Genomic DNA, 25,704 nt, shown 5'->3' with positions numbered 1-25,704 from the left:
GTCACGCAGCGCCACGGAGTCCTGGTAGACTCTTCAGGTTGCCGTTCGATCGGCCGCGGATAAAGAGAGCTCACGCATCAGGCGTCGGGCACCGCGCAACAAGCAGAGAGGGGATCGAATCTATGGCACTGGAAGCAGACGTCAAGAAGGCGATCATCGAAGAGTACGCGACGCACCCCGGTGACACCGGATCCCCCGAGGTGCAGGCCGCGATGCTGACGCAGCGCATCAAGGACCTCACCGAGCACCTGAAGGAGCACAAGCACGACCACCACTCGCGTCGTGGCCTGTTCCTGCTCGTGGGTCAGCGCCGTCGTCTGCTCGGCTACCTCCAGAGCGTCGACATCGAGCGTTACCGCTCGCTGATCGCACGCCTGGGTCTCCGCCGATAAGGCGAAGCGAGCCAGCGTACAATCGCGCAGAACATTCTTGAGAAGGCCGTCCCAGGTGTGGGGCGGCCTTCGTCATGTTCTGGGGTTGATGTCTCTCGTACTTTCCCGTAGGAAAGTAGTGAGCTTTCCTGAGGGAAAGTGATCGGAGGTCAGACGATGGAGCAGAAGCCGGTCCAGGGGCAGGAGGCGCTCGCACCGCCGAGCGCGGACATCGCTCAGCGGTATCTCGAAGAAGCGGAAGCCGTCGAGGAGCGTCGGAACTCCCAGGTGAGCACGCGGCTCCAGGCATGGACGACGCTGATCGGCGCGGCCGTCGTGTTCCTCTTCGTGACCAGCAACATCGGCCTGCTCCGCTCGGGCGAATCGAGCACCGTCCCGCTGCTCGTCGTCCTGATGGCCGCTTCCACGCAGATCATCTCGGGGGTGGCCGAGCGCGGTGGTGCCCAACGCCGGTTCACCAGGAATCGTTGGCTCTACTACGGTGCGATCGCGCTCTGCGTTCTGGGAATCCTGGTGTCTGCCGTGCTGTACATCGCGGTCGGGGATGACGCATCATTCCTGCTCCTCGCGGGCCCGGCGTGGTCGGCATGCCTCATTCTCGTGGGCATCGGCCTGGTCCAGCTCTGGTCGAGCCGTCATGCTCCCAGGGTGCGCCCCGACGGACCCACCGCGTTCCGGGTGCCCGCGCGGGTGACCACGTTCGTTCTCGGGCTCGTCCTGGCCGCGGCGGTCGTTGCTGTCGGGATCGGCGACCCGTTGCTGTCCAGCATCGTCACCATCCTCGCTGGTGCGGGGCTCATCACCGTGAGCATCGCAGCGAGAAGCGACTGGGGCCTGGCGTACCTCGGTGAGGTGTGGCGGTGGCCCCAGATCATGGTCATCAGCATCGGCGCGCTCGTGCTCTGCGCCCTTGCCATCGCGCCATCCTTCGGTGTAGACATCGACTCCACCGTCGCGCTAGTGGCCGCAGGAGCTCTGGCGATCGCGGGGTTCGTCGTATCGCGTCCATTGCGTGCCCGGGCGAACGACCGTGGCTGACGTCGGCTCGCGTGGGCAGCATCCGCGAATCCGGCTCGATGACAACTTCTCGTCGCCGATCCGATTCTCGGTGCTGGCATCACTCGCAGATGGTGTCGAGCTCGACTTCGGAACCCTCGCCCGTGTCCTCCAGGCCAACGACTCCGCGCTCAGCAAGGCGATAACCCATCTTCAGTCGACGGGCTATGTCGCCACGCGGAAGGGGCAGGCCGGGAGCCGTCCCCGCACATGGGTCCGCTCCACCGAAACAGGACGGCAGGCGTTCAACGGCCACCTGAATGCGCTCCGAGAGATCGTCGAGCTCGGCGGACGGCAGTCGCCCTGGGGCATGACCCGGAGTGACGAAAGCGGCTAGCCGCCGGCCTCAGGCCTTCGCACCGACCAGGTCGGCGTGGTGGATCGCTGCCACATCGGGGTGCGCGCGCAACCGGGACTTCATCGCGTTCTCCCCGTAGGTGGCGTGGATGGGGTTGGTCGGATCCTCGGTGATGCCGGTCGCCTCGGCGGCCAAGTCCGCCGGCAGCTCGAGGAGTGGCAGCTGCTGGTCCAGCGCCGGGTTGAAAAAGAACGGGATCGAGATGCGCTCTTCCGGCGCCCTGGGGGAGATCACGCGGTGGTTCGTCGCCTTGAGGTAGCCGCCGGTCGCATACTCCAGCAGCTCGCCGATGTTCACGACGAACGCGCCGGGCACCGGAGGAGCCGACACCCACTCACCGTTCCGCTCCACCTGCAGTCCGCCCTTGCCCGGCTCGACCCAGAGCAGGGTGAGCACACCGGAGTCCTTGTGCGCTCCGACGCCCTGCTGGGGCTCCGGCTCATGAGTGCCCGGATAGCGGACGATCTTGATCAGCGTCGACGGGTCGCGGAACGGCTCGTCGAAGTACGTCTCCTCGGCCCCGAGGGTCGTGGCCCAGGCGCGCAGCAGCTTCTGCGCGATCTCGGTCAGCGTGTCGTGCCACTCGGTGACGACCGCCTTGAGCTCGGGCTGCGCTGCCGGCCACAGGTTCGGACCCACCAGACGGTTGAACGCCGGTCCGCCCTCGATGGGCTCGCGCTCCGGGCCGATGTCGATCTGCTCGCGCCAGTCGACCTTGCCCTGGGTCCGTTCGCCGCCGATGCGGGTGTACCCGCGGAAGTGCGGGCTGTTGACGTTCTCGATCGCGAGCTTGTCCTCGTCCGGCAGAGCGAAGAAGTCGAGCGCGGCCCGATGCAGGCGCGCTTCGAGCTCCGGGGAGATGCCCGTGCCGGTGAGATAGAAGAAGCCCACGTCGTGGGTGGCTGCCCGCAGGTCGTCGCGGAACCGCGCGGCGGCCTCGGGGCCGGCATCGAGCTGGGACAGGTCGAGGATGGGAAGCGAGAGATCAGCCATCCACCGAGCGTAGATCGGCTGCAGGGGAGTGCGGTCGAGTATTGCGTCGAATTACCGCCGGTCGCAGGTGCGGGTGAAAGGACAGCGCGGACGGGGTGCTAATCTCTCTGAGGTAAGGGATGCCTTACCTCATTCTTTCTCAGAGAGTCTCCCTCCGTGCTCGCCACATTCCTCATCGGTCTCCGCGAAGGCCTTGAAGCCGCGCTGGTCGTCGGCATCCTCGTCGCCTACCTCCGGCGCCTCGGCCGAGGTGACGCACTACCCCGGCTCTGGGCGGGTGTGGCGCTTGCGATCGCCCTTGCTCTGGGGATCGGAGCGATTCTCACGTTCGGTGCATACTCCCTGACGTTCGAGGCGCAGGAGCTCATCGGCGGGCTGCTCTCGCTGCTCGCCGTCGGCATGGTCACGTGGATGATCTTCTGGATGCAGAAGGCCGGCCGCACGATGAAGGCGACGCTCGAGGGCGGGCTCGACCGCGCTCTCACGCAGGGCGGCATCTGGGCCCTGATCGCGATCGGCTTCGTCTCGGTCGCGCGGGAGGGGATCGAGACCACGCTGTTGCTGTGGTCGATGGTGCAGTCCTTCGGAGACGCACCCTCGGCATTGCTCGGCGCGGTGCTGGGTCTTCTCGCCGCCGTCGTGATCGGATGGCTCCTCGCGCGCGGTGCCGTGCGGTTGGATCTCCGTCGCTTCTTCACCTGGACGAGCGGCTTCCTCGTCATCGTCGCGGCGGGCGTGCTCGCCTACGCGATCATGGACCTGCAGGAGGCCGGTGCGCTGCCAGGTCCCTTCACCGCCGTCGCCCCGATCGATGCCGCGACGGGTGCCGTCGCCCTCGGCTGGGCGGCCTTCCCGTTCGGGTGGGCGTTCGATGTCACGAACGTCATCGCCCCTGACAGCGTCTGGGCGACGATCCTCCAGGCGACCGTCGGGTTCATGCCGCGTATGACGTGGCTCCAGGTCACCGCATGGGCCCTTTATCTGGCCGTCGTCGGATTCTTCTTCGTCCGGGGGCTCCGCACCCGTCGGGCCGTCACGCCTCGTCCGCCGACCTCCGCAGACGAGGACGCGTCGGCATCCACTCTCACCCAGCAAGGAGCAGCATGACCACCTCTCGCCGAATCCTCGGTGCCGTCGCAGCCGCCGGAGCTGCCGCACTCCTCCTGAGCGGCTGCGTCGCCAAGAGCGACGTCGCGGCCGGCGCGGCTTTCGACGTCTCGTCGACCGACTCGGAGTGCGCTGTGTCGGGCGCGACCGCGAAGAGCGGAACGCTCACGTTCGACGTCACGAACGACAGCGGTCAGACGTCCGAGTTCTATCTGCTCGCGGACGACGGACTGCGGATCGTCGGAGAGGTCGAGAACATCGCACCCTCCGCGTCGCGGACCCTGACGGTCGTGGCCCAGCCGGGGAAGTACTTCACGCTCTGCAAGCCGGGCATGATCGGTGAAGGCATCGGCAAGTCGGAGTTCACGGTGACCGGAGACCGCGTCGCGGTCGCAGGCGAGGACGCCGAGCAGAAGCAGCAGGCCGTCGATCTGTACGCCGCGTTCGTGAAGGACCAGGTCGGACAGCTCGTGCCCTCGGTGGACGACCTCGTCGCCGCCTACGAATCGGGTGACGACGAGACGGCACGCGCCCTCTTCCCGCAGACGCGAGCCTTCTACGAGCGCATCGAGCCCGTCGCCGAGGCTCTCGGCACCCTCGACCCGCGAATCGACTACCGCGAGGTGGATGCCGTGGCCGAGGGGCTGGACTGGACGGGCTTCCACCGCATCGAGAAGGACCTCTGGGTACCCGCGCAGGACGCGCTCAACGCCGACGGCGAGACGCCTGCCTGGCAGGACTGGGCGCCGTCCACAGCCGAGGAGCGAGCCGAGTACGGCGACCAGCTGCTCGCCGACGTGCAGGAGCTGTACGACTACGTGCACTCGGACGACTTCACCACGGCGCTCGACGACCAGGGCATCGGCGGCATCTCGAACGGCGCGATCGCGCTGCTCGATGAGGTCGCGACCGGAAAGATCTCCGGCGAAGAGGACTGGTGGTCCGGCACCGACCTCTACGACTTCGCGGCGAACGTCGAAGGCTCCAAGATGGCGTTCTCGCTCGTGCAGGACTTCGCCACGGCGCAGGGCGACGAGGGTGAGGCGCTCGTCACCGAGATCGAGGACGGATACGCGGCTCTCGAGGCGTCCCTGGCGGCTCACGGTTCGCTCGCCGACGGCTTCGTCGGATACGCAGAGCTGACCGATGCCGACAAGCGCGAGTTCACCGACCTCATCAACGCCCTCGCCGAGCCGCTGTCGCAGCTCACGGGCACAGTCCTCGACTGATCCGACGGGTACGATCTCGCAGGTGGAAGAAAGCTCGAAGGATGCTGTGGCCGCCGACTCCGTGACGGAGGAGGCGGCCGCGGCGACCGCGCCGACAGGTCTCAGCAGACGAGGACTCCTCGGCCTGGCGCTCGGCGGCGGGGTGGCCTCTCTGGCGGTCGGGGTGGGAGCCGGGCTGACCGGCGGAGTCGCTCTCGGCCGTGCCAGGGCCCATGCCGATGCCGAAAACGCATACGACTTCTTCGGTGCCCATCAGGCCGGCATCACCACACCCGTGCAGGAGCACCTGCACTTCGCATCGTTCGACATGATGCCCCGCACCGATCGCGATGACCTGATCACGCTGCTCCAGGACTGGACGTACGCCGCCTCTCGGATGACCCAGGGCCTCGAGGTGAGCGCAACCGGTGCGGTCGGCGGCGATGCCGAGGTCCCGCCTGATGACACCGGAGAGGCGCTCGGGCTGCCCGCGGCAGGTCTCACCATCACGATCGGCTTCGGCCCCGGACTGTTCGAGAACGAGGACGGCGACCGGTACGGCATCGCGGCAGGACGCCCTGCCGCCCTCGAGCGTCTGCCCGCCTTCCTCGGCGACGACCTGAATCCGCAGACGTCCCACGGCGATCTCTGCATCCAGGCCTGCGCGGATGATCCTCAGGTCGCCGTTCATGCGATTCGCAACCTCAGCCGCATCGCCTTCGGGCGTGCGAAGCTGCGCTGGTCGCAGCTCGGCTTCGGCAAGACCTCCCGCACGACATCGGATCAGGCGACCCCGCGAAACCTCTTCGGGTTCAAGGACGGCACCGCGAACATCCTCGCCGACGACTCCGCCGCTCTCGACGAGAACGTCTGGGTGGGGCCGTCCGACGAGCCCGCATGGATGAAGGGCGGCTCGTACCTGGTGGCCCGCAAGATCGCGATGCTGATAGAGACGTGGGATCGCGTGCGGCTCTCCGAGCAGGATGCGATCATCGGGCGAGACAAGGGCATGGGGGCGCCGCTGTCGGGCGGTGACGAGTTCACCGCACCCGACTTCGGCACCTCGGCCATCGACAGCAACGCGCATGTGCGCCTGGCGCACCCCGATCAGAACGACGGCATCCGCATCCTCCGCCGCGGGTTCAACTACGTCAACGGCAACAACGACCTCGGGCGCCTTGACGCCGGGCTGTTCTTCCTGTCGTATCAGCGCGACCCCGCGCAGTTCATCACCCTCCAGCGACGGCTGTCCACGGATCTCATGAACGAGTACATCCGGCACGTGGGCTCGGGGATCTGGGCGATCCCCGCCGGTGCGACGCCGGGGTCGTACGTCGGCGCCGAGCTCTTCTCCTGACGCGAGACCGCGATCAGGCGCGGAGGGTCTCGACCACGAACGCGGACATCGCGTCCGCGCCGAAGTGGTCATCCGCCGTGATGGTGACGACCGCGTCATCGCAGAAGATCAGCAGCTGCCCGTAGGCGCCGTGCAGACGCCACGCAGTGCCTGGGCCGTCCCACCCCGCCAGCGCATAGCGCTCGTAGGCGGGGTTCGCGCCCGCCACCACCCAGTCGGAGTGCATCGCGTCGATCACCGAAGCGGGCACGAGGCGTCGCCCCTCCCACTCGCCTCGGTCGTGGACGAGTCGTCCCAGGCGTGAGAGCTCCTCGGTGCGCAGGGCGATGCCGCTCCCGGCGACGATCCGTCCCCGAGGGCACCGCTCCCACTCCAGGTCGTCGATGCCGAGCGGTTCGAACAGCCTCGGGCGCAGGAAGTCGACGATGTCGCCGACTCTCGTGGCGAGTACGGTCATGGCGGTGTAGGTGCTGGCGTTGGAGTACTGGAAGACGCGCCCGCGCGACGGGCGTGAGAGGAACTCGCGCGCGAGATCCGGCCAGTCGGTCATCAGGGTCTCGGACCAGGGGAGGTCGATGCCGCTCGACATGGACAGCAGCTGTCGAAGCGTGACCTCATCGACGCGGTCGCCGAGCACGAAGTCCGGCAGGTACTCGGCCACCGGAGCGTCCAGCGAGATGAGGCCCTCGTCGGCGGCGAGGCCTGCGGCGAGCACGCACACGCCCTTCGCGACGGAGTGGATCTCCTCGCGGACGTCGGGGGTCCACCGGTGCTCTGCGACATCGCTGCCGACGCGGACGTGGAGACCGTGGGCGCCGAACCCCGATGCATCCGCATGATCCACGAGCCGGTCGCGGATCTGGTGGGCTCGAGTCACTCCTTCAGGCTAGCGGCTGCGGTCTGGCGCGGCCGACGGGATCCGGTGGGATCGCTGCGATGACCCTCGCGGCCCGCGAGCTCCGGATCCCGGAAGAGCCACCGAGGGCGAGGCTCGACGAGCGGACGGAACAGCCAGCGCACGGGCTTGGTGGCCAGTGCCAGGGCGAGAGCCACCGAGAGGAGTGTGACGAGGGGCAGCCACAGCCACGTCGGGTCGAGATCGCGCAGTGCACCGGACTCGCGGAAGGGGTAGAGCACGAAGGAGTGCAGCAGGAAGACGTACATCGTGTACTGACCGAATCGAGTCCACCAGTGGGTGCCGCGGGGGATGAGGGCGAAGAACGCCACGCTGAGGAGCACCGCGAGGAGCATCAGAGCGATGCGCACACCGCCGGCCCACCACTGCTCTCCGCCGAGATCCGCGTATGCGTCCTCGTAGAAGAGCCAGTGGCGCAGGTCGACCTGCTTCCAGATGTCGATCCATCTCCAGGCGGCGAATCCGGCGGCGCCCAGCACCAGGAGGCTGACGAGCCGCACCCACCAGGGACGCGCGTCGAGCAGGCGGAAACGCGCGACGACATCGCGCTCGCGCAGCCACCAGCCGAGCGCGAAGAACGGCAGCAGACCGAGCGTCCGCGAGAGCGAGAACGTGCTGTCGACGTTCGGGAGGTATCCCACTCCGATCGAGATGATGACGGTCCACAACAGGGGCCAGCGCAGCAGCGCCAGGTAGGGAAGGACGAGACGGAAGATGCCGAGGGCCAGCAGGAACCAGAGCGTCCACGACGGCTTGGTGAAGTTCGGGTCGGCCTGTCCTTCGACGAGCCACTTCGTCAGGGTCCAGAGGAACTCGAAGATGACGTACGGGAGCAGGATGTCCGTGATGACACGGGCCATCTGCACGCGGGTGGGGGAGCCCGACTTGGAGAAGTACCCGGAGATGATCGCGAACGCAGGCATATGGAAGGCGTAGAGCGCCAGGTATGCCGCGAGCGCGATGTCGGAGTCGTAGGTGAGGCGCTGGATCGCGTGGCCGAGCACCACGAGGACGATGCACGCGTAGCGTGCGTTGTCCCAGAAGGGAACACGCTTGCGGGGCTTCGGGACGGATCCGGTGGCGGGGTTCGTCGTGTCGGCTCCGGCGGTGTTCATCCTCTGAGGCTACTCGGGGAATAAAGTTGCTCGCATCGCGTTGACTCAGATACATTCAAATGAATAGAACCGGATGCAAGACATCGGTTCGGAGAAGACGGAGCAATCATGAGTGAGCAGGCAGGCGTCCCGGTGCAGTTCGGCATCATGTCGGTCAGCGACATCACCCGCGACCCCACCACCGGCGTCACGCCGAGTGAGCAGGAGCGGATCAAAGCCACGCTGGCGATCGCCAAGCACAGCGAAGAGGTCGGTCTCGACGTCTTCGCGATCGGCGAGCACCACAACCCTCCGTTCTGGTCCTCGAGCCCCACGACGTTCCTGGCGGCTCTCGCCGCCCAGACCGAGCGACTCATCGTGTCGACCTCGACGACGCTCATCACGACGAACGACCCCGTGCGCATCGCCGAGGAGTACGCGATGCTGCAGCACGTCTCGGACGGTCGCATGGACCTCATGCTCGGCCGCGGCAACACCGGGCCGGTCTACCCCTGGTTCGGACAGGACATCCGTCAGGGTCTCCCGCTCGCGATCGAGAACTACGCCCTGCTGCACAAGCTGTGGCGTGAGGACGTCGTCGACTGGGAGGGCAAGTTCCGCACCCCGCTGCAGGGCTTCACCTCGACTCCCCGCCCGCTCGACGGCGTCGCTCCGTTCGTGTGGCACGGATCCATCCGCACGCCCGAGATCGCCGAGCAGGCCGCGTACTACGGCGACGGCTTCTTCGCGAACAACATCTTCTGGCCCAAGGAGCACTACCAGCGCCTGATCGAGCTGTACCGCCAGCGCTACGCGCACTATGGACACGGCACGCCGGAGCAGGCGATCGTCGGGCTCGGCGGGCAGGTGTTCATGGCCGCGAAGTCGCAGGATGCGGTCAACCAGTTCCGCCCGTACTTCGACAACGCCCCGGTCTACGGTCACGGTCCGAGCATGGAGGACTTCACCGAGATGACCCCGCTCACGGTGGGATCGCCTCAGCAGGTCATCGACCGCTACGCCGCTATGCGCGAGCACTACGGCGACTACCAGCGCCAGCTGTTCCTGATCGACCACGCAGGCCTTCCGCTGAAGACGGTGCTCGAGCAGCTCGACATCCTGGGCTCGGAGGTCGTGCCGGTGCTCCGCAAGGAGCTCGCGAAGGATCGCCCGGCGAGCGTGCCGGATGCCCCGACCCACGCGTCGCGGGTGAAGGCCGAGTTCGGCGACGGTCCCACGCGTCAGGCACGCCCCGGCGCGAACCGCGGCGACAACCTGACCGGCGACTCGCCGTACCAGGACACCCCGGCTCCGGCCGGTGCCGCGTTCGGACTGAGCCGGAAGGAAGCCTGAGATGGCCACTCGCAGGATCGCCGTGGTCTCCGCGGGGCTCTCGAACCCGTCGTCGACGCGGATGCTCGCGGATCGTCTCGCGGCCGAGACCGTGAAGGCGCTCGCCGCGCACGACATCGACGCCAGCATCGACGTGATCGAGCTGCGCGATTACGCGCATGACATCACGAACAACCTGCTCACCGGGTTTGCTCCGCCGGCACTCGAGACCGCCATCAACACGGTCGTGTCGGCGGACGCCCTGATCGCCGTCACGCCGATCTTCTCGACGAGCTACAACGGACTGTTCAAGTCGTTCATCGACGTGCTCGATCCCGACGCGCTCACGGGCAAGCCGGTGCTGATCGGCGCCAACGCCGGCACCGCTAGGCACTCGCTCGCGATCGACTACGCGATCCGCCCTCTGTTCGCCTACCTGCACGCCGAGGCCGTCTCGACCGGCGTGTTCGCCGCATCCAGCGATTGGGGAGGAGCCGGGGACGACGTCGCCCCGCTCGCGAAACGGGTCGAGAAGGGCGCGCGTGAACTGGCCGATGCCATCGCGCGGCGCGAGACGACCGCGGTCGCCGATCCGTACGATCCGGCCACCTACCTCGGTGAAGGGCGGTCGATCGGTCACATGCTCGGTGGTCTCGCCGGCGAATGACCGATCCCCGGCTCGACCGGGAACGACTGCAGGGCCATGAGGCCGTAGACGATGTCCGAAGGGCGTCGTACGGTGACCTCATGGCCCTTCGTTCTGTGCTCGACTCCGCACGGCATGCTCTGCGCGGCGCCCTCATCCTCCCCGGCGACGATTCCTTCGACGCGGCGCGTCGTCCGTGGAACCTGGCGATCGAACAGCATCCGGTGGGCGTGGCCGCACCGGCCGATCTGCGCGATCTGCGCGCTCTGCTCGACGCCGCTCGCGACGGGGGCGTGACGCTCGCGGTGCAGCCCACCGGGCACGGCGCCGGCGGAGACCTGGCCGGCGCCCTCATCGTCCGAATGGCGGCGTTCGACGAGCTGTCGGTCGACCTCGGTTCGGGCGTGGTCCGCGTCGGCAGCGGCGTCCGTTGGGGCGCCGTCGTCGAGGCGCTCGAAGGAACAGGATGGGTGGCTCCTGCCGGTACGAGCCCGGTCGTCGCCGTCGCGGGGTACACCCTGGGTGGCGGCCATTCCTGGTTCAGTCGCACGGCGGGACTCGGATCCGACAACCTCAGGGCCGCGTGGGTGCTGCGCAGCGACGGGACCCATGAGCGGGTCGACGATGAGAGCGACCCCGAGATGATGTGGGCGCTTCGCGGAGCGGGCGGCGTCGTCGGAATCGTGACGTCCCTCGAGATCGACCTGGTTCCCGCACCGACGCTCTGGGGAACCGAGCTCACGTTCGACGCCGCAGACGCGGGGCCGGTGATGCGGGCCGTCCGCGATCTGTCCGCGGGGGCCCCTGCATCGCTCAACGTGTTCGTGAACTCGATGCGCATGCCCGACGCTCCGCAGCTTCCCGACGAGATCCGTGGACGCAGCTTCGTGACCGTGCAGGCGCTGTCCACGGTCGGAGCCGCCGATGAGCTGATCGAGCAGGTGCGGCGAGTGGGCACGGTCCGTCGTGAGGTCTCGGGGGCCACATCGCCGAAGACTGTCGCGGCGTCGAGTGGTGAACCGACCGAGCCGACGCCGGGCAAGGGTGTCTCTGCTGCGCTCTCGTCGCTCGACGACGAGACGATCGACGAACTGTTCCGCTTCCGCGCGCTGCCGGAGCAGTGGCCGATCATGGGCATCGACATCCGGATGCTCGGTGGTGTGCTGAATGAACCCCGACGCGCGGGATTCGCGACACTTCAGGGCGCCGGCTGGCTGCTCCACGCCCTGGTGCCGGTCTTCCCCGGGGCGCCGAGCGAACCGGGGGAGGCGAGTATGGCGGGCTTTCGTGAGGTGCTGGCGCACGCGATCGCTCCACACACGGTCCCGACGTTCCTGGGTCCGGGCGAGACTCTCGAGCGTTGCGGCGACCCGGCGGCGGTCGACCGCCTGCGCGCCCTCAGGGCTGCCGCCGACCCCGACTCCCTGATCCACGAGGGGCGGCTCCCGCGCTGAGATCGGTCAGACACCGGTCTGACAGCGGGCCGCATCCGGCAGAAAGACGCGTCGTCCGGAAGATCGGGACGGACGCGGGTGCGGCGCCGGCGTCAGTCGTCTCCGTCGACGCGTCGAGTCCAGCGGTACTCCGTCTCGGGGCGTCCACGTGCGCCGTAGCGGGCGCTGCGTGTGATGATGCCCGAATCGGTCAGATGCTCCAGGTACCTCCGCACGGACACGCGTGACATCCCGAGCCGCGCAGCCGCTTCGCTCGCCGAGACAGCGGCGCCGGAGGAGCGCAGCTCTGCCGTCACCTTCTGCAGTGTCGCGGGCGACAGCCCCTTGGGAATCGGGATCGTCCCCGTCGTGCGCCCGAGCAGCGCATCGATCTCGGCCTGGGTCGCCTCTCCGGCGGTCGACCGCGCCTGCTTCCGATGGTTGCGATAAGCGGTCAGACGCTCGTGGAAAACCGCGAAGGGGAACGGCTTGACGAGGTACTGGTAGACGCCGAGAGCGGCCATCTGCCGGACGGTCTCCGCGTCGCGCACGCCGGTGATCGCGATCACGTCCACGGCGGCGGATCGGGCGCGGAGCCCACGGAGCACATCGATGCCCGAGCCGTCGGGCATCGTGATGTCGAGGAGGACCAGGTCGAACGGCTCGTCGTGCGGCTGATCGAGCACGGCGGTCAGTGCCGCCCTGGCGCCGGTGCACTCCCCACCCACGACGAAGCCGTCGATCCTCTCGAGGTACGAGCGGTGGAGCTCGAGTGTCAGAGCGTCGTCATCGACGATCAGCGTGCGGATCATGGGCTCCTGCGTCCTCTCGCCGACGGAAGGATGACGGTGAACGTGGTCGGATGAGCGGAGAGCTCCACGGTGCCGCCCACCCCGACGACCACCGCGCGGACGAGGGCGAGGCCGACTCCGCGCCCTTGGGCGCCTGCAGGCTTCGTCGAGAAGCCGTGGGTGAAGACGCGCTCGCGCAGCTCGGAGGGTATGCCGTCACCGCCGTCGGACACCTCGAGGACGATTCCGCCGTCCTTCGAGGGGCGCAGCGAGACCTCCACCCAGCGCTCGGCGCCGGTGGCGGCGGCATCCATGGCGTTGTCGATCAGGTTGCCGAGCACGGCGACGCTGTCGACGGGGGAGAGCGGGGAAGCGGGGGTGGCCGGGTCGATGCGGACCCGCCAGTCGATCCCGCGCTCCTTTGCCTGCGACGCCTTGCCGAGAAGCAGGGCGCCGACGGCGGGGTCGCCAGCCTGTCGCGCGGTGACCTGGTCGACGAGCGACTGGCTCTGGCGTGAGGTCTCGGTCAGGATCTCGATCGCCTCCTCGTCACGGCCGAGCTCGAGAAGCGCGACCGCCGTGTGCATGCGGTTGCCGTGCTCGTGTGTCTGAGCGCGCAGCGCGTCGCCCAGGGTGCGCAGGGATTCATATGACGACACGGCATCCCTCACCTGACCCGGTGGCAGGTCTCCCGCGATGCCCCGTGTGAACCGGCGAGCGACCCACGCGCCGAGAGCGCCGAGAGCCACGAGACCGACGGTGATGCCGATCGAGAGCGGCAGCCGACGCACGAGGGTCTCGGAGATGGATTCGATCGTCACGCCGGATGACACCCAGCCGAGCAGTTCGCCACCCGATGCGACCACCGGCACGATGGTGCGCACCGAAGGGCCGAGGGTGCCGGTGAAGACCTCGGTGAGTGTGCGCGGCGAGTCGGGGATGGTGCCGAGGTACTCCCCGCCGATCTGGTCGACGTCGGGGTGTGTGAGCCGAGTGCCGTCGCGCGTCATGATCGTCACGAAGTCGAGATCGGCGTCTGCGATGACATCGAGAGCGTACGGCTCGAGCGCACGGGTCGCGTCCGCCTGGTCCTCCGTCGCAAGAGCCTCGACGACGAGAGGGGACGACGCGAGCGTCACCGCTGTCGCCGCCGTGACCCGCTCGGCTTCCGCGTGGGTGGCGCGCTGCGCATCCACGACGAGGAAGACGGCCACCAGAGCGCCGACCACGATCGCGGCAGCCAGGAGCACCAGGAAGACCCGGGAAGCGGTGCTCCTCGTGTCGCGCGCGTGTCTCATCGCGTCCTTCCGATCGTCGGTGATCGCGGAGTCCGGATATCGGTGGTGACCAATACGACCACAAATGGTGCTGCCGGGGGAAGTCCGCGACGGTGAGCTTACCGAAGGCGACGGCGCCTGCGGGCATGAGACGAAGACGTTCATGATCAAGGAGGAAAACATGGCCATCACCACAGGGTTCTCGCTTCCCGGATTCCACTGGCGGCGGGGCAAGCAGGCCTGGGATCGGCACACCTGGCTGTACGTGTCGGTGATCATCGCCGTCGTGCTCGGCGCGGCGGTCGGCCTGATCTGGCCGGAGGTCGGCCAGAGTCTCGAGCCGATCGGCAAGGGCTTCGTGTCGCTGATCAAGATGATGATCGCGCCGATCATCTTCTGCACGATCGTCGTCGGCGTCGGGTCCATCGCGAAGGCGGCGACCGTCGGGAAGATCGGCGGTCTGGCGCTGCTCTACTTCATGGTCATGTCCACGTTCGCGCTCGCGATCGGCCTGGTCGTCGGCAACATCATCCACCCGGGTGCGGGCCTCGACATGGCGAACTCGAGCTACGACGCGACCGAGACCGAGGCGAAGACCACCACCGAGTTCATCCTCGGGATCATCCCGACGACCTTCTTCTCGGCGTTCACCGGTGAGAGCGTCCTGCAGGTGCTGTTCATCGCCCTGCTCGTGGGCTTCGCGCTCCAGGGGCTCGGCGAGAAGGGCGCGCCGATCATGGATGCGGTCAAGAACCTCCAGAAGCTCGTGTTCCGCATCCTCGGCATGATCCTGTGGCTCGCCCCTCTCGGCGCGTTCGGAGCGATCGCAGCGGTGGTGGGCAAGACGGGGATCGCGGCGATCTGGAGCCTCGGCGTTCTCATGATCGCGTTCTACATCACCTGCTTCCTGTTCATCGTCGTGGTGCTCGGGACGCTGCTCTTCGCCGTCACCAGGGTGAACATCTTCAGCCTCGTCAAGTACCTGGCACGTGAGTACCTGCTCATCGTCGGCACCTCGTCGTCGGAGTCCGCGCTCCCGCGGCTGATCGCGAAGATGGAGCACATCGGCGTATCGAAGCCGGTCGTCGGCATCACGGTGCCGACGGGGTACTCCTTCAACCTCGACGGCACTGCGATCTACCTGACCATGGCGTCGCTGTTCATCGCCACGGGGATGGGGCAGCCGATGTCGATCGGCGAGCAGATCGGGCTGCTGGTGTTCATGATCATCGCGAGCAAGGGAGCCGCCGGCGTCACAGGTGCGGGACTCGCGACGCTCGCCGGTGGATTGCAGGCATACCGTCCCGATCTGGTCGACGGTGTCGGCGTGATCGTCGGTATCGACCGGTTCATGTCCGAGGGGCGAGCGCTCACCAACTTCACCGGCAACGCGGTCGCCACGCTCCTGATCGGCACGTGGACGCGTCAGATCGATCGTGATCGCGTTCAGCAGGTGCTCAGCGGCGCGCTTCCGTTCGAGGAGTCGCAGCTCGACGGGGTCGACGAGCACGGGATGGTCGATGAGCGGAAGGCCGTCGACGTGCAGGGTCTCAAGGAGTCTGCCCTCGACGAGATGGCTGCGAAAGAGGAGCGGGCGCGTCTCCGCGCCGCACAGAACTGAGCCTCGGGCCGGGAAGAAGAAGGATGCGGGAGCCGGCAGTCGCCGGCTCCCGCATCCGTGTGGTCAACCGCTCTTGCGTCGGAACTCGCGCCGCGTCTGCGGGGCGGGTGCGCCGTGGACGGCGGAGTCGCCGTCCAGGTGGGCCTCGCCCTGCCTGTGGTGCGCGTTCTTCTTCTCGAGCGCTTCCTTGAACTTGCGCTTCATGTCCTCGCTGGAGGAGGCGCCTTCTTCGGTGCTCATGTTCGCCAGCCTAGGGCACGCCTCCGACGGGTGGGTGGATTACCTCCGCGCTCTGCGGGAGACGAGGTCGATCACCGCACCGAGGCCGACTGCCACCGCCACGGACACGACGACGGCCACCACCGGGCCACCGGGCACGAGAGCGGCGACGATGGCGCCCACGGACGCCTGATAGGCGGCCCACCCGAAGGCCGCCACGCCCACCAGGCACAGATATCGGCCGGGAGGTATGCGCGAGGCGCCGGCGACGAGGTTGATGGCCAGGCGTGCGAACGGAACGAAGCGGGCTGTGAACAGCACGGTGGCCGTTCCGCCGTCGAGTCGTCGCCCTGCCCAGGCGAGAGCCTGGCGCACGCGAGGCGCCCGCATCCACCGCCACCGTTCCGTCCCGACCGTGCGACCGATCAGATAGCAGGCAGTGTCTCCCGCGGCGGCCGCGACTCCCGCGCAGACGATCACCGCCCACAGGGGTGGCGCCCCCGATGACTGAGAGACCGCCGCGAGAGCCGTGACCGCGATCTCCCCCGGCACGACCACGAAGAACGAGTCGCCGAGGACAAGGAGGCTCATGACGGCGAGGGCCCAGGGGCCGGCGAGCAGATCGGACACGGCTCCAGAGTGCTCGGCGCAGGTGAACGGGAACCAACGACCGGATAGCCGGTGACGCGCGATCCAGCATCCGGTGAACTTCTGGTGCTCTGAGGGGTTTCACGCGGTCGGCACCCGTCGTCGGCGGCATCCTGGGCATGTGAGAGTCGCGATCGTGACAGAGTCCTTCCTTCCGCACATGAACGGTGTCACCGGGTCCGTCCTGCAGATCCTGAAGCACCTCGAGCGCACAGGCCATGAGGCGCACGTGATCGCGCCGGATGCCGTCGGCATGCCCACCGAGATCGACGGTGCTGCCATCGAGCCCATCCCGAGCGTTGCCCTCCCCGGGTACCGCAACGTGCGGGTGGGCACCTCGCCAGCGCACCGCGTCGCCGCATCCCTCCGTCGCTTCCAGCCCGACGTCGTGCACCTCGCCTCGCCGTTCGCGCTGGGCTGGAGGGGAGCGCTCGCCGCAGAGCGTCTCGACGTCGCCGCGGTCGCGGCGTATCAGACCGATGTCGCCGCGTACACCGAGAGATACCGGGTACCCGTGACGACCGGTGTCGCGCATGCTCACATCGCCCGGCTCCACCGTCGCGCGACCCTGTCGCTTGCGCCGTCCGCCGACTCCGCGCAGCGTCTCACCTCTCTCGGAGTCGATCGGGTACGTCGGTGGGGCAGAGGTGTGGACGCCGAACGGTTCCAGCCCTCCCGACGCAGCGAGACGCTGCGAGCGGAGTGGGGCGGTGATGTCGTGATCGGATACGTCGGCCGCCTCGCGCCCGAGAAGCAGGTCGAGGACCTCGCTGTGCTGCAGAGCATCCCCGGAGCAAGACTCGTGATCGTCGGGGACGGGCCCAGCCGGATGAAGCTGGCCGCCCTGATGCCCCACGCGCTCTTCCTCGGCCATCTCGAGGGAGAAGCGCTCGCCGCGGCGACCGCGTCGTTCGACGTGTTCGTGCACCCGGGGGAGAGCGAGACGTTCGGTCAGACCCTGCAGGAGGCGCACGCGAGCGGGGTCCCCGTCGTCGCCACCGGACGTGGCGGTCCCCTGGACCTGGTGCGGATGGGGATCGACGGATGGCTGTACCGACCTGGAGACCTGGCGGATCTGCGGATGAGGGTCGCCGACCTCGCCGGAGACGGTCGCAAGCGCAGGGCGTTCGGCGAGGCAGGACACCAGGCAGTGCAGGGGCGCAGCTGGTCGAGCGTGTGCGACCAGCTGCTCGGCCATTTCGACGAGGCACGGACGCTTCGCGCCGTGGACTCGGGGCTCCGCGCGCGTCGCCTGACCCGCCCTGAGATCGCTGCTCCCGTCGATCCTCGTCGCTGGCACCGCTACGTGGCGATGGGCGACTCCCTCACCGAAGGGCTGTGCGATCCGGCGCCGGACGGAGCCCTGCGCGGATGGGCGGACCGCCTCGCACTGCTGCTCGCCGCTCGCGGCGGACTGCACTACGCGAACCTCGCGATCAGATCGAAGCGGGTCCGGGACGTCTGCGAGATCCAGCTCCCGCGCGCCCTCGAACTCGAACCGGATCTCGTGTCGATCCTCATCGGGGCGAACGACCTGGTGAAGCCCACCGCCGACGTGCCCGCGCTCGCCGCAGAGGTCGAGGGCGCAGTCCGGCGACTCCGCGACATCGGAGCCGATGTCGTGCTGGTCACGCCTTTCCTCCCTCGCCGGAGGGCGGCTGCGATCTACTCCCGCCGATTCGCTGCATTCGCGACGGCGCTCGCCGGCATCGCCGCCCGCACCGGGGCGATCCTGATCGACACCGATCTGCATCCTTCCCTTCCCGACCGATCGAACTGGGGCGAGGACCTCGTGCATCTGAGCAGCCGAGGTCACCGCTTCCTCGCGTACCGAGCGGGCGAGATGCTGGCCGTCCCGCACGCGGACGCGCTCGGCGCTCTCGATGCGGCGCTGCACGAGAACGAGCCGATCGGTGCGGGCTTGTGGTGGCGGAGACACGCACTGCCGTGGGTGTGGCGTCGGATACACGGTCGGGCCGCGGGCGATGGGCGCAGCGCGAAGCACGACGACTACGTGTACCTGGGCCGGTCGACCTCGCGCAGCGGGGTGCGGGTGAGCTGACGCGACCCGGGCGAACGCCCAGACGGCTCAGGCGGTCGGGTCGGGGGACCGCCCGATCGTGCGACCCGGCTCGATCAGCGGCGTCCCATGCCGTGATACGCCCAGCCCGCGGCCCGCCAGGCGGCGGCATCGAGGCAGTTCCGGCCGTCGACGATGACTCGGCCTGCGGCGAGCGACCCGGCGTGCTCGGGAGTCATCTCGCGGCGGTAGATATCCCACTCCGTGACGATCACCACGGCATCCGCGTCGCGGAGCGCGTCGTCGCGTTCGGTCGCGTAGCCGAGCTGGGGGTGCGCCGCCGCGGCGTTGTCGAGAGCGGCCGGGTCGGTGACGACCACGTCTGCGCCCAGGCCGCGCAGCCTGACGGCGACGTCGAGAGCGGGCGAGTCGCGGATGTCATCGCTGAAGGGCTTGAACGCGGCGCCGAGCACCGCGATCCGGCGTCCGAACACCAGACCCCCGAGGGCGTCGACGACGAGCTGCACAGCTCGCTCGCGTCGCCGGAGGTTGATCGAGTCGACCTCCCGGAGGAATCCCACGGCCTCACCGCGTCCGAGCTCCTCGGCGCGGGCGGCGAAGGCACGGATGTCCTTCGGGAGGCAGCCGCCGCCGAATCCGATCCCTGAGCCCAGATATCGGCGCCCGATGCGGGTGTCGTGTCCGAGGGCATCCGCGAGGAGCGCGACGTCGGCGCCAGAGGCCTCCGCGATCTCGGCCATCGCGTTGATGAACGAGATCTTGGTGGCGAGAAAGGCATTGGCCGCGCCCTTGACGAGCTCTGCCGTCGCCAGATCCGTCACGAGGAACGGTGTGCCGGCCTCCACTGCGGGGCGGTACACCTCGCGCAGCGCATCCGCAGCACGCTCGCCGTCGCTCCCGGACGGCACACCCACCACAAGGCGGTCGGGCGAGATCGTGTCGTGCACCGCCCAGCCCTCGCGGAGGAACTCGGGGTTCCACACGAGCGTCGCGCCGGTCTCGGCGACCGCCGCGCTCAGCCGCTCGGCCGTCCCCACGGGCACCGTCGACTTGCCGGCCACCACGTCTCCCGGGCGCAGGTGGGGGAGCAGTGCAGTCACGGCCGCGTCGACGAACCGCAGATCTGCGGCATGCCCGCCCGGGACCTGCGGAGTGCCGACGGCGATGAAGTGGATCGCGGCCCCCGTCGCACTCGACATCTCGGTACTGAATCTCAATCGACCTGACGCGAGGCCCTCCTGCAGGAGCTCTGCGAGCTGAGGCTCGAAGAACGGCGCTGTGCCGCTTGCCAGCGCCGCGACTTTCTGTGCATCGACGTCGATCCCGACGACGTCGTGTCCGATCGAGGCCATCGCTGCGGCGTGCACGGCACCGAGGTACCCGCATCCGATCACTGACATGCGCATGGTGCCAGGACAGCGGATGCTCCTCACGGGCCGGCATCCGGTCGGTGAACGACGTGTGGACGACGCGTGTCCGAACATCCGGATCGCACGGTCGAGAGGGTTTCCGGGGCGCCGCTGGTAGGCTGGACGAGGTCGACGTCTGTCGGCTGCACAACTTCATATCGACTCATGGAGCGATCGGCGGAGAGCTGGTCCCCTGTGGTGGGTTCCTCGGCGGGTCGTCGGGTGGCTTTCTACTGGTGGCCAGCGCAGGCGACATTCGCGGGATTGCCCGCGCGCCCGTATCCGGCTGCATCCGCTCCTTCATGAACACGCTCGCGCGTCATACGGATTCGCGAGTCTAAACAAAGAAGGAGAGACCTCTTGGAAGGTCCTGAAATCACCGCCACCGAGGCCGTTCTCGACAACGGCCGCTTCGGCACCCGCACCATCCGCTTCGAGACCGGCCGCCTCGCGCAGCAGGCTCAGGGCGCAGTCGCCGCCTACCTCGACGGCGAGACCATGCTCCTCTCGGCCACGAGCGCCGGCAAGCACCCGCGCGAGGGCTTCGACTTCTTCCCGCTGACGGTCGACGTCGAAGAGCGTTCGTACGCAGCGGGCAAGATCCCCGGCTCGTTCTTCCGTCGTGAGGGTCGTCCCTCGACCGAGGCGATCCTCGTCTGCCGTCTGATCGACCGTCCGCTGCGTCCGTCGTTCGTCGACGGCCTGCGCAACGAGGTCCAGATCGTCATCACCGTGCTCTCGATCGCTCCGGGCGAGTTCTACGACGCTCTCGCGATCAACGCGGCCTCCGCGTCGACGCAGATCTCGGGTCTTCCGTTCTCGGGCCCGGTCGCCGGTGTGCGCCTCGCGTTCATCCCGGGTCAGGGCGAGCACGCCGACCAGTGGGTCGCGTTCCCGACCGCCGAGCAGGTGAGCGAGGCCGTGTTCGACCTGATCGTCGCCGGTCGTGTCGTCACCAAGTCCGACGGCACCGAAGACGTCGCGATCATGATGGTCGAGGCTGAGGCCACCGAGGGCAGCTGGAACCTGATCAAGGCCGGCGCCACGAAGCCCGACGAGGCCGTCGTCGCGCAGGGTCTCGAAGCGTCGAAGCCCTTCATCGCGCAGCTCGTCAAGGCTCAGGCCGAGCTCGCAGCCACGGCTGCGAAGGAGCCGGGCGTGTACCCGGTCTTCCCGCCGTACTCCAGCGAGGTCTACGACTTCGTGGCCGAGCGCTCCTACGACGACCTGGTGAACGTCTACCAGATCGCCGACAAGCTGGAGCGTCAGGGCAAGGACGACGAGGTCAAGGACCGCGTCAAGGCGCAGCTCATCGAAGCGGTCGAGGCCGGCAACCTGCCCGCTGGAGCCCCGCTCGAGTTCTCCGCGGCGTACAAGTCCGTCACGAAGAAGATCGTCCGCGGCCGCATCCTCACGGAGAGCGTGCGCATGGACGGCCGTGGTCTGGCGGACATCCGTCCGCTCGACGCCGAGGTGCAGGTCATCCCGCGTGTTCACGGCTCCGCGATCTTCCAGCGCGGCGAGACCCAGATCATGGGCATCACCACGCTGAACATGCTCAAGATGGAGCAGCAGATCGACTCGCTGTCGCCCACGACGAGCAAGCGGTACATGCACCACTACAACTTCCCGCCCTACTCGACCGGTGAGACCGGCCGGGTCGGTTCGCCGAAGCGTCGCGAGATCGGGCACGGCTTCCTCGCCGAGCGCGCACTCGTGCCGGTGCTGCCGAGCCGCGAGGAGTTCCCCTACGCGATCCGTCAGGTCTCCGAGGCGCTGAGCTCCAACGGCTCGACGTCGATGGGCTCCGTCTGCGCGTCGACCCTGTCGCTCCTGAACGCGGGTGTGCCGCTGCGCGCAGCCGTCGCCGGTATCGCGATGGGTCTCGTCTCCGACGAGGTCAACGGTGAGACGCGCTACGCCGCACTCACCGACATCCTCGGTGCCGAGGACGCTCTCGGCGACATGGACTTCAAGGTCGCCGGTACCAGCGAATTCGTCACGGCGATCCAGCTCGACACGAAGCTCGACGGCATCCCGTCGTCGGTGCTCGCAGGCGCGCTGACCCAGGCCCGCGACGCGCGTCTGACGATCCTCAACGTCCTGAACGCTGCGATCGACGCTCCCGACGAGATGGCGCCCACCGCGCCTCGCGTCATCAGCGTGCAGATCCCGGTCGACAAGATCGGTGAGCTGATCGGCCCGAAGGGCAAGACGATCAACGCGATCCAGGACGAGACCGGTGCGCAGATCTCCATCGAGGAGGACGGCACCGTCTACATCGGCGCGACCGACGGCCCGTCGGCCGAGGCCGCCCGCGCCCAGGTCAACGCGATCGCCAACCCGACCAACCCCGAGGTGGGCGAGCAGTTCCTCGGAACCGTCGTGAAGATCGCGACGTTCGGTGCGTTCGTCTCCCTGCTCCCGGGCAAGGACGGCCTGCTGCACGTCACCGAGGTGCGCAAGCTCGCCGGTGGCAAGCGCGTCGAGAACGTCGACGACGTGCTCTCCGTCGGTCAGAAGATCCTCGTGAAGATCACGAAGATCGACGACCGCGGCAAGCTGTCGCTCGAGCCTGTGCTCGACGACGCTCCCGCAGCGGACGCAGCTCCTGCTGAAGAGGCCGCAGCCGAGTAATCGGAGCGCTTCGACACGAGGCCCGGGTCTGTCCTCACGGACGGCTCGGGCTTCGTCGTATCCGATGTGATCAAACCGTTATGGGAAGTTCTTGCGCCGTTCCCTGGATTGGTCGGCGAGTTCGCGGATGTCGCTTACTCTCGAAGTACGCACCGGGGGGTGCAATTACAGGCAGTGACGCAGGTCGGTACGCACCGACCGACGCGGGGGTGAGGATATGCGGTTGTTCAGCGTAGGCGCAGGTACGTCGCCCGAACGCGCGCAGCAGAGCGCGGCAGAGCACCCGTCCGCCCCCATCCCGATCGTCGGACCCGGAATAGGGGAGAGCATCCGCGTCCCGCTCGGGGAGACCGGTCTCGACACGTTCCCGCTGATGCTCGGTGCGGCGGAGTTCGGCTGGAACGTCGATCTCGAGACGAGCCACGGGATCCTCGACCGCTACGTCGAATTCGGCGGCAACGCGATCCACACGGCCGACGGCTTCTCGGGCGGACGCAGTGAGCACATCATCGGACAGTGGCTGCAGACGCGCGGACAGCGCGAACGCGCGTTGCTCAGTGTGCGCATCGGCGCGCACGCCGACAATCCCGGTCTCGGCTCCGTCAATCTGGTGCGCGCGGTCGAGGGATCGCTCACGCGTCTGGGAGTCGATCGCATCGATGTGCTCTACCTCGACGCGACCCTCGACAAGACGACGAACCTCGAAGACACGCTCGCGACCGTCGAGTGGATGGTCGATGCAGGCAAGATCGGCGCTCTCGGGGCGTTCGGATTCGCTCCGGAGCGACTCGTCGAGGCGCGCATCCTCGCCTCTGCCGGATACCCGCGCATCGAGGTCATCGACTCTCCGTACAACCTCATCCGTCGGCAGCCGTTCGAGGGCGATCTGCGACTCGTGGCGGGTGCGCAGAGCCTCGCCGTCACGCCGTCGCATGCCCTCGAGCACGGGTTCCTGTCCGGCAGGCATCGCAGCAAGGCACTGACCTCGAGAGGGGTGCGTGGCGAGCAGCTCCGCGGTCATCTCAACCGTCGGGGCACCAAGATCCTCCGAGCCCTCGACCAGGTGGCCACCGAGCTCGAGGTGCCGGTCGCCGCCGTCTCGATCGCCTGGTTGCTCGCGCAGCGCACGATCGCAGCGCCGATCGTCAACACGTTCGCGACCGATCATGTCGACGAGCTCATGCAGGGTGCGGGCGTCACTCTTTCGCGCACACAGGTCGCCGAGCTCACTCGCGCCGGCAACTGAGCGTCGTAACGCCCCTGTCACAGACCTGGCATAGGGTGGAGTGAATCCCGGCAAGCGCTGTCGATGAAGCGAGCGAGTTTGTGACGCATTACATATATCTGGTCCGACATGGTGAACATCAGGACGCCGAGCATGGTCTCGCCGACGGGCCGCTGTCGCCACGGGGTCAGCGTCAGGCCGAGTTGATCGCAGACCGCCTCTCGGGTCTGCCTCTCGATGCGGTCTGGCATTCGCCCTTGCTGCGTGCGAACGAGACGGCCCGAGCGATCGCCGCCCGACTCCCGTCCGTCGACCCCGCGCCGACCGCCCTGCTGTTCGACTGCGTGCCCACCGGCATGACCGAGGAGACACCTGCCGCCTACGAACCGTTCTTCGGCTCGATCACCGAGGCGGAGCTCGATGCGGGCCGCGCCCAGATGTACGACGCCGTGAACGAGTTCCTCGTGCGCAAGCCGGGCGACGTGCACGAGGTGCTCATCACCCACAACTTCGTGATCTCATGGTTCGTCCGCGAGGTGCTCGGCGCTCCCGAGTGGCGGTGGATGACCCTCAATCAGGCGCACTGCGGTCTCACCGTCATCGCGCAGAAGCAGGGGCGTCCGTGGACCCTGCTCACGCACAACGACACGGGGCACCTCCCGGTCGAGCTCAGAACGGGCATCCCCGACGCCATGCCGGTCTGATTCGGCCGTGCGCGGCCCGCCGCGGAGTTCGGCGAGCCCCTGCGAAATAGACTGAACGCATGACCACGCAGGTAGCACTCGTCGGCGGCACCGGAAAGCTCGGCTCGATCATCCATGCGGTGATCGACGAGCTCGAGGGCTTCGAGGTGAGTCGCGTGCTCACCTCTCGAAGCGACCTCGCCGAACTGGACGGCGCGGCGCTGGTGATCGATGCGACGACACCTCAGGTGAGCGTCGACGTCGTGCGGGCTGCGGTCGAACGCCGGATCAATGTGCTGGTGGCCACCTCCGGCTGGTCGTCGGAGCGAATCGCTCTCGTGCGCCCGTTGGCCGAGAACGCCGGTACCGGCGTCGTCTTCATCCCTAACTTCTCGCTGGGGTCCGTGCTCGGGTCTGCTCTCGCTGCTGCGGCCGCACCGTTCTTCGGCTCCGCCGAGATCATCGAGGCGCATCACGAGGCGAAGGTCGATTCGCCGAGCGGTACGGCGGTCCGCACCGCCGAGTTGATCGCGGCCGCACGCGCCGAGCAGGGACCGGTCAGCGCCCCGCATGCCGATCAGCGTGCACGTGGACAGCAGGTCGGCAGCGTGCCGATCCATTCGCTGCGTCGCCCCGGCGTCATCGCGAAGCAGGAGGTCATCCTCTCCGGGCCCGGAGAATCGCTGACGTTCACGCACGACACCGTCGACCCCGCCCTCGCCTACGCTCCGGGCATCCGTCTCGCCGTTCCCTTCGCAGCGAGTGCCACCGGTGTGTTCGTCGGTCTCGAGAGCATGATCGACATCGGCCTCCGTTCGTGATGTCGCGAATCGGCGTGGGCCTGATGGGCGCAGCGCTTCTCGTCTATCTGGCGGTCGCCGTGTGGCTGGCCGTGATGTTCTTCGCCGTCGGGACCCCGGTATCGATCGGAATGGGGATAGCGCTCATCGTGCTCGCCCCCATCGGCGCGTGGGCACTCGTGCGCGAGATGCAGTTCGGCTTCGCGGCCGACCGGCTGGGGCGCGAGCTGGATGCCGAGGGCGGCATGCCCGAGGCGGAGACCGAACTCACCCCCAGCGGGCGGATCGCCCGCGCTGACGCCGATCCGATGATCCAGCGGTACACCGCCGACGCGGATGCGGCTCCGGGAGACTGGCGGGCACGCTACCGTCTGGGTGTCGTGCAGGATGCGGCGGGGCGCCGCAAGGACGCCCGCGCCAGCATCCGCGAGGCGATCCGCATCGCGCGGAGCTGATCCGAC

At 68.1% G+C, this 25,704-nt stretch carries 24 protein-coding genes; 16 read left to right on the top strand and 8 right to left on the bottom strand.

Annotated features, from left to right (window positions below):
- Positions 1–122: 122 nt before the first annotated feature.
- The 3 genes from rpsO (at position 123) to ASF80_RS03920 (ending at position 1,785) form a co-directional block, all read left to right on the top strand.
- Complete coding sequence (gene rpsO / locus ASF80_RS03930; protein ID WP_017203073.1) at positions 123–392, top strand: 30S ribosomal protein S15; 270 nt, start codon at positions 123–125, stop codon at positions 390–392.
- 156 nt (positions 393–548) lie between these two features.
- Positions 549–1,430, top strand: a complete 882-nt coding sequence (locus ASF80_RS03925) for a hypothetical protein (RefSeq protein ID WP_157520970.1) — start codon at positions 549–551, stop codon at positions 1,428–1,430.
- The gene (locus tag ASF80_RS03920) at positions 1,423–1,785 is read left to right on the top strand and encodes a transcriptional regulator (protein WP_056308162.1); all 363 of its coding nucleotides are present in this window, start codon (positions 1,423–1,425) and stop codon (positions 1,783–1,785) included. The genes ASF80_RS03925 and ASF80_RS03920 overlap by 8 nt, the downstream gene beginning before the upstream one ends.
- A 9-nt stretch (positions 1,786–1,794) precedes the next feature.
- Here the strand turns inward: ASF80_RS03920 and ASF80_RS03915 are convergent, their stop codons facing one another.
- Positions 1,795–2,799, bottom strand: a complete 1,005-nt coding sequence (locus ASF80_RS03915; protein ID WP_056308160.1) for an isopenicillin N synthase family dioxygenase — start codon at positions 2,797–2,799, stop codon at positions 1,795–1,797.
- A gap of 156 nt (positions 2,800–2,955) precedes the next feature.
- On the opposite strand from ASF80_RS03915, the gene efeU reads away from it, so the two are divergent.
- From efeU to efeB, 3 genes are read left to right on the top strand one after another with little or no spacing between them, the layout of a single operon-like run.
- On the top strand, positions 2,956–3,906 hold the full coding sequence (gene efeU / locus ASF80_RS03910) for an iron uptake transporter permease EfeU (RefSeq protein ID WP_056308159.1): 951 nt from the start codon (positions 2,956–2,958) through the stop codon (positions 3,904–3,906).
- A complete protein-coding gene (gene efeO / locus ASF80_RS03905; protein ID WP_056308157.1) occupies positions 3,903–5,135 on the top strand; it encodes an iron uptake system protein EfeO in 1,233 nt (410 codons plus the stop codon). The genes efeU and efeO overlap by 4 nt, the downstream gene beginning before the upstream one ends.
- A 46-nt stretch (positions 5,136–5,181) precedes the next feature.
- Positions 5,182–6,471 carry an iron uptake transporter deferrochelatase/peroxidase subunit gene (gene efeB / locus ASF80_RS03900; protein ID WP_056308155.1) on the top strand — a complete coding sequence of 430 codons (1,290 nt, stop codon included), beginning with the start codon at positions 5,182–5,184 and terminating at the stop codon, positions 6,469–6,471.
- Between the two features lie 13 nt (positions 6,472–6,484).
- On the opposite strand, the gene ASF80_RS03895 is transcribed toward efeB, so the two are convergent.
- Entirely contained in the window at positions 6,485–7,348 is an 864-nt protein-coding gene (locus tag ASF80_RS03895) for a serine hydrolase domain-containing protein (RefSeq protein WP_056308153.1), read from the bottom strand.
- Entirely contained in the window at positions 7,345–8,502 is a 1,158-nt protein-coding gene (locus tag ASF80_RS03890) for an acyltransferase family protein (protein ID WP_056308151.1), read from the bottom strand. Before ASF80_RS03890 ends, ASF80_RS03895 begins: the two co-directional genes overlap by 4 nt.
- Before the next feature lie 108 nt (positions 8,503–8,610).
- On the opposite strand from ASF80_RS03890, the gene ASF80_RS03885 reads away from it, so the two are divergent.
- From ASF80_RS03885 to ASF80_RS03875, 3 genes are all read left to right on the top strand, one after another.
- On the top strand, positions 8,611–9,834 hold the full coding sequence (locus tag ASF80_RS03885; RefSeq protein WP_056308149.1) for an LLM class flavin-dependent oxidoreductase: 1,224 nt from the start codon (positions 8,611–8,613) through the stop codon (positions 9,832–9,834).
- A gap of 1 nt (position 9,835) precedes the next feature.
- Positions 9,836–10,480: an FMN reductase gene (locus tag ASF80_RS03880; RefSeq protein ID WP_056308147.1), complete on the top strand. Its 645-nt coding sequence runs from the start codon at positions 9,836–9,838 to the stop codon at positions 10,478–10,480.
- A gap of 80 nt (positions 10,481–10,560) precedes the next feature.
- Positions 10,561–11,913, top strand: coding sequence for an FAD-binding oxidoreductase (locus ASF80_RS03875; RefSeq protein WP_162239111.1), 1,353 nt, complete (start codon positions 10,561–10,563; stop codon positions 11,911–11,913).
- Between the two features lie 92 nt (positions 11,914–12,005).
- Here ASF80_RS03875 and ASF80_RS03870 read toward each other — a convergent pair whose 3' ends face one another.
- Positions 12,006–12,704, bottom strand: a complete 699-nt coding sequence (locus ASF80_RS03870) for a response regulator (protein WP_056308143.1) — start codon at positions 12,702–12,704, stop codon at positions 12,006–12,008.
- Positions 12,701–13,981, bottom strand: coding sequence for an ATP-binding protein (locus ASF80_RS03865; protein ID WP_056308141.1), 1,281 nt, complete (start codon positions 13,979–13,981; stop codon positions 12,701–12,703). Before ASF80_RS03865 ends, ASF80_RS03870 begins: the two co-directional genes overlap by 4 nt.
- A gap of 160 nt (positions 13,982–14,141) precedes the next feature.
- Between ASF80_RS03865 and ASF80_RS03860 the strand changes: the two genes are divergently transcribed.
- A complete protein-coding gene (locus tag ASF80_RS03860) occupies positions 14,142–15,581 on the top strand; it encodes a cation:dicarboxylate symporter family transporter (RefSeq protein WP_056311738.1) in 1,440 nt (479 codons plus the stop codon).
- Positions 15,582–15,644: 63 nt separating this feature from the next.
- Here ASF80_RS03860 and ASF80_RS19010 read toward each other — a convergent pair whose 3' ends face one another.
- Both ASF80_RS19010 and ASF80_RS03855 read right to left on the bottom strand, forming a co-directional pair.
- Complete coding sequence (locus ASF80_RS19010) at positions 15,645–15,821, bottom strand: DUF5302 domain-containing protein (RefSeq protein ID WP_162239110.1); 177 nt, start codon at positions 15,819–15,821, stop codon at positions 15,645–15,647.
- Between the two features lie 39 nt (positions 15,822–15,860).
- The gene (locus tag ASF80_RS03855; RefSeq protein WP_235559873.1) at positions 15,861–16,430 is read right to left on the bottom strand and encodes a DedA family protein; all 570 of its coding nucleotides are present in this window, start codon (positions 16,428–16,430) and stop codon (positions 15,861–15,863) included.
- Between the two features lie 154 nt (positions 16,431–16,584).
- Between ASF80_RS03855 and ASF80_RS03850 the strand changes: the two genes are divergently transcribed.
- Positions 16,585–18,510: a GDSL-type esterase/lipase family protein gene (locus ASF80_RS03850; protein WP_235559872.1), complete on the top strand. Its 1,926-nt coding sequence runs from the start codon at positions 16,585–16,587 to the stop codon at positions 18,508–18,510.
- A 74-nt stretch (positions 18,511–18,584) separates the two neighbouring features.
- On the opposite strand, the gene ASF80_RS03845 is transcribed toward ASF80_RS03850, so the two are convergent.
- A complete protein-coding gene (locus ASF80_RS03845) occupies positions 18,585–19,895 on the bottom strand; it encodes a UDP-glucose dehydrogenase family protein (protein ID WP_056308137.1) in 1,311 nt (436 codons plus the stop codon).
- 363 nt (positions 19,896–20,258) lie between these two features.
- Here ASF80_RS03845 and ASF80_RS03840 point away from each other — a divergent pair, with 363 nt between their 5' ends.
- The 5 genes from ASF80_RS03840 (at position 20,259) to ASF80_RS03820 (ending at position 25,698) form a co-directional block, all read left to right on the top strand.
- Positions 20,259–22,535 carry a polyribonucleotide nucleotidyltransferase gene (locus tag ASF80_RS03840; RefSeq protein WP_056308135.1) on the top strand — a complete coding sequence of 759 codons (2,277 nt, stop codon included), beginning with the start codon at positions 20,259–20,261 and terminating at the stop codon, positions 22,533–22,535.
- 217 nt (positions 22,536–22,752) lie between these two features.
- The gene (locus tag ASF80_RS03835) at positions 22,753–23,781 is read left to right on the top strand and encodes an aldo/keto reductase (RefSeq protein ID WP_056308133.1); all 1,029 of its coding nucleotides are present in this window, start codon (positions 22,753–22,755) and stop codon (positions 23,779–23,781) included.
- Between the two features lie 80 nt (positions 23,782–23,861).
- Positions 23,862–24,464, top strand: coding sequence for a histidine phosphatase family protein (locus tag ASF80_RS03830; RefSeq protein WP_056308132.1), 603 nt, complete (start codon positions 23,862–23,864; stop codon positions 24,462–24,464).
- Between the two features lie 59 nt (positions 24,465–24,523).
- The gene (gene dapB / locus ASF80_RS03825) at positions 24,524–25,264 is read left to right on the top strand and encodes a 4-hydroxy-tetrahydrodipicolinate reductase (RefSeq protein ID WP_056308130.1); all 741 of its coding nucleotides are present in this window, start codon (positions 24,524–24,526) and stop codon (positions 25,262–25,264) included.
- A complete protein-coding gene (locus tag ASF80_RS03820) occupies positions 25,264–25,698 on the top strand; it encodes a hypothetical protein (protein WP_056308128.1) in 435 nt (144 codons plus the stop codon). The genes dapB and ASF80_RS03820 overlap by 1 nt, the downstream gene beginning before the upstream one ends.
- Positions 25,699–25,704: the final 6 nt, after the last annotated feature.

It is taken from the genome of Microbacterium sp. Leaf159, assembly GCF_001423615.1.
Lineage (GTDB): Bacteria > Actinomycetota > Actinomycetes > Actinomycetales > Microbacteriaceae > Microbacterium.
Note: the sequence above shows the minus strand (reverse complement) of the source record. Positions and strands in the feature narration are given on the sequence as shown.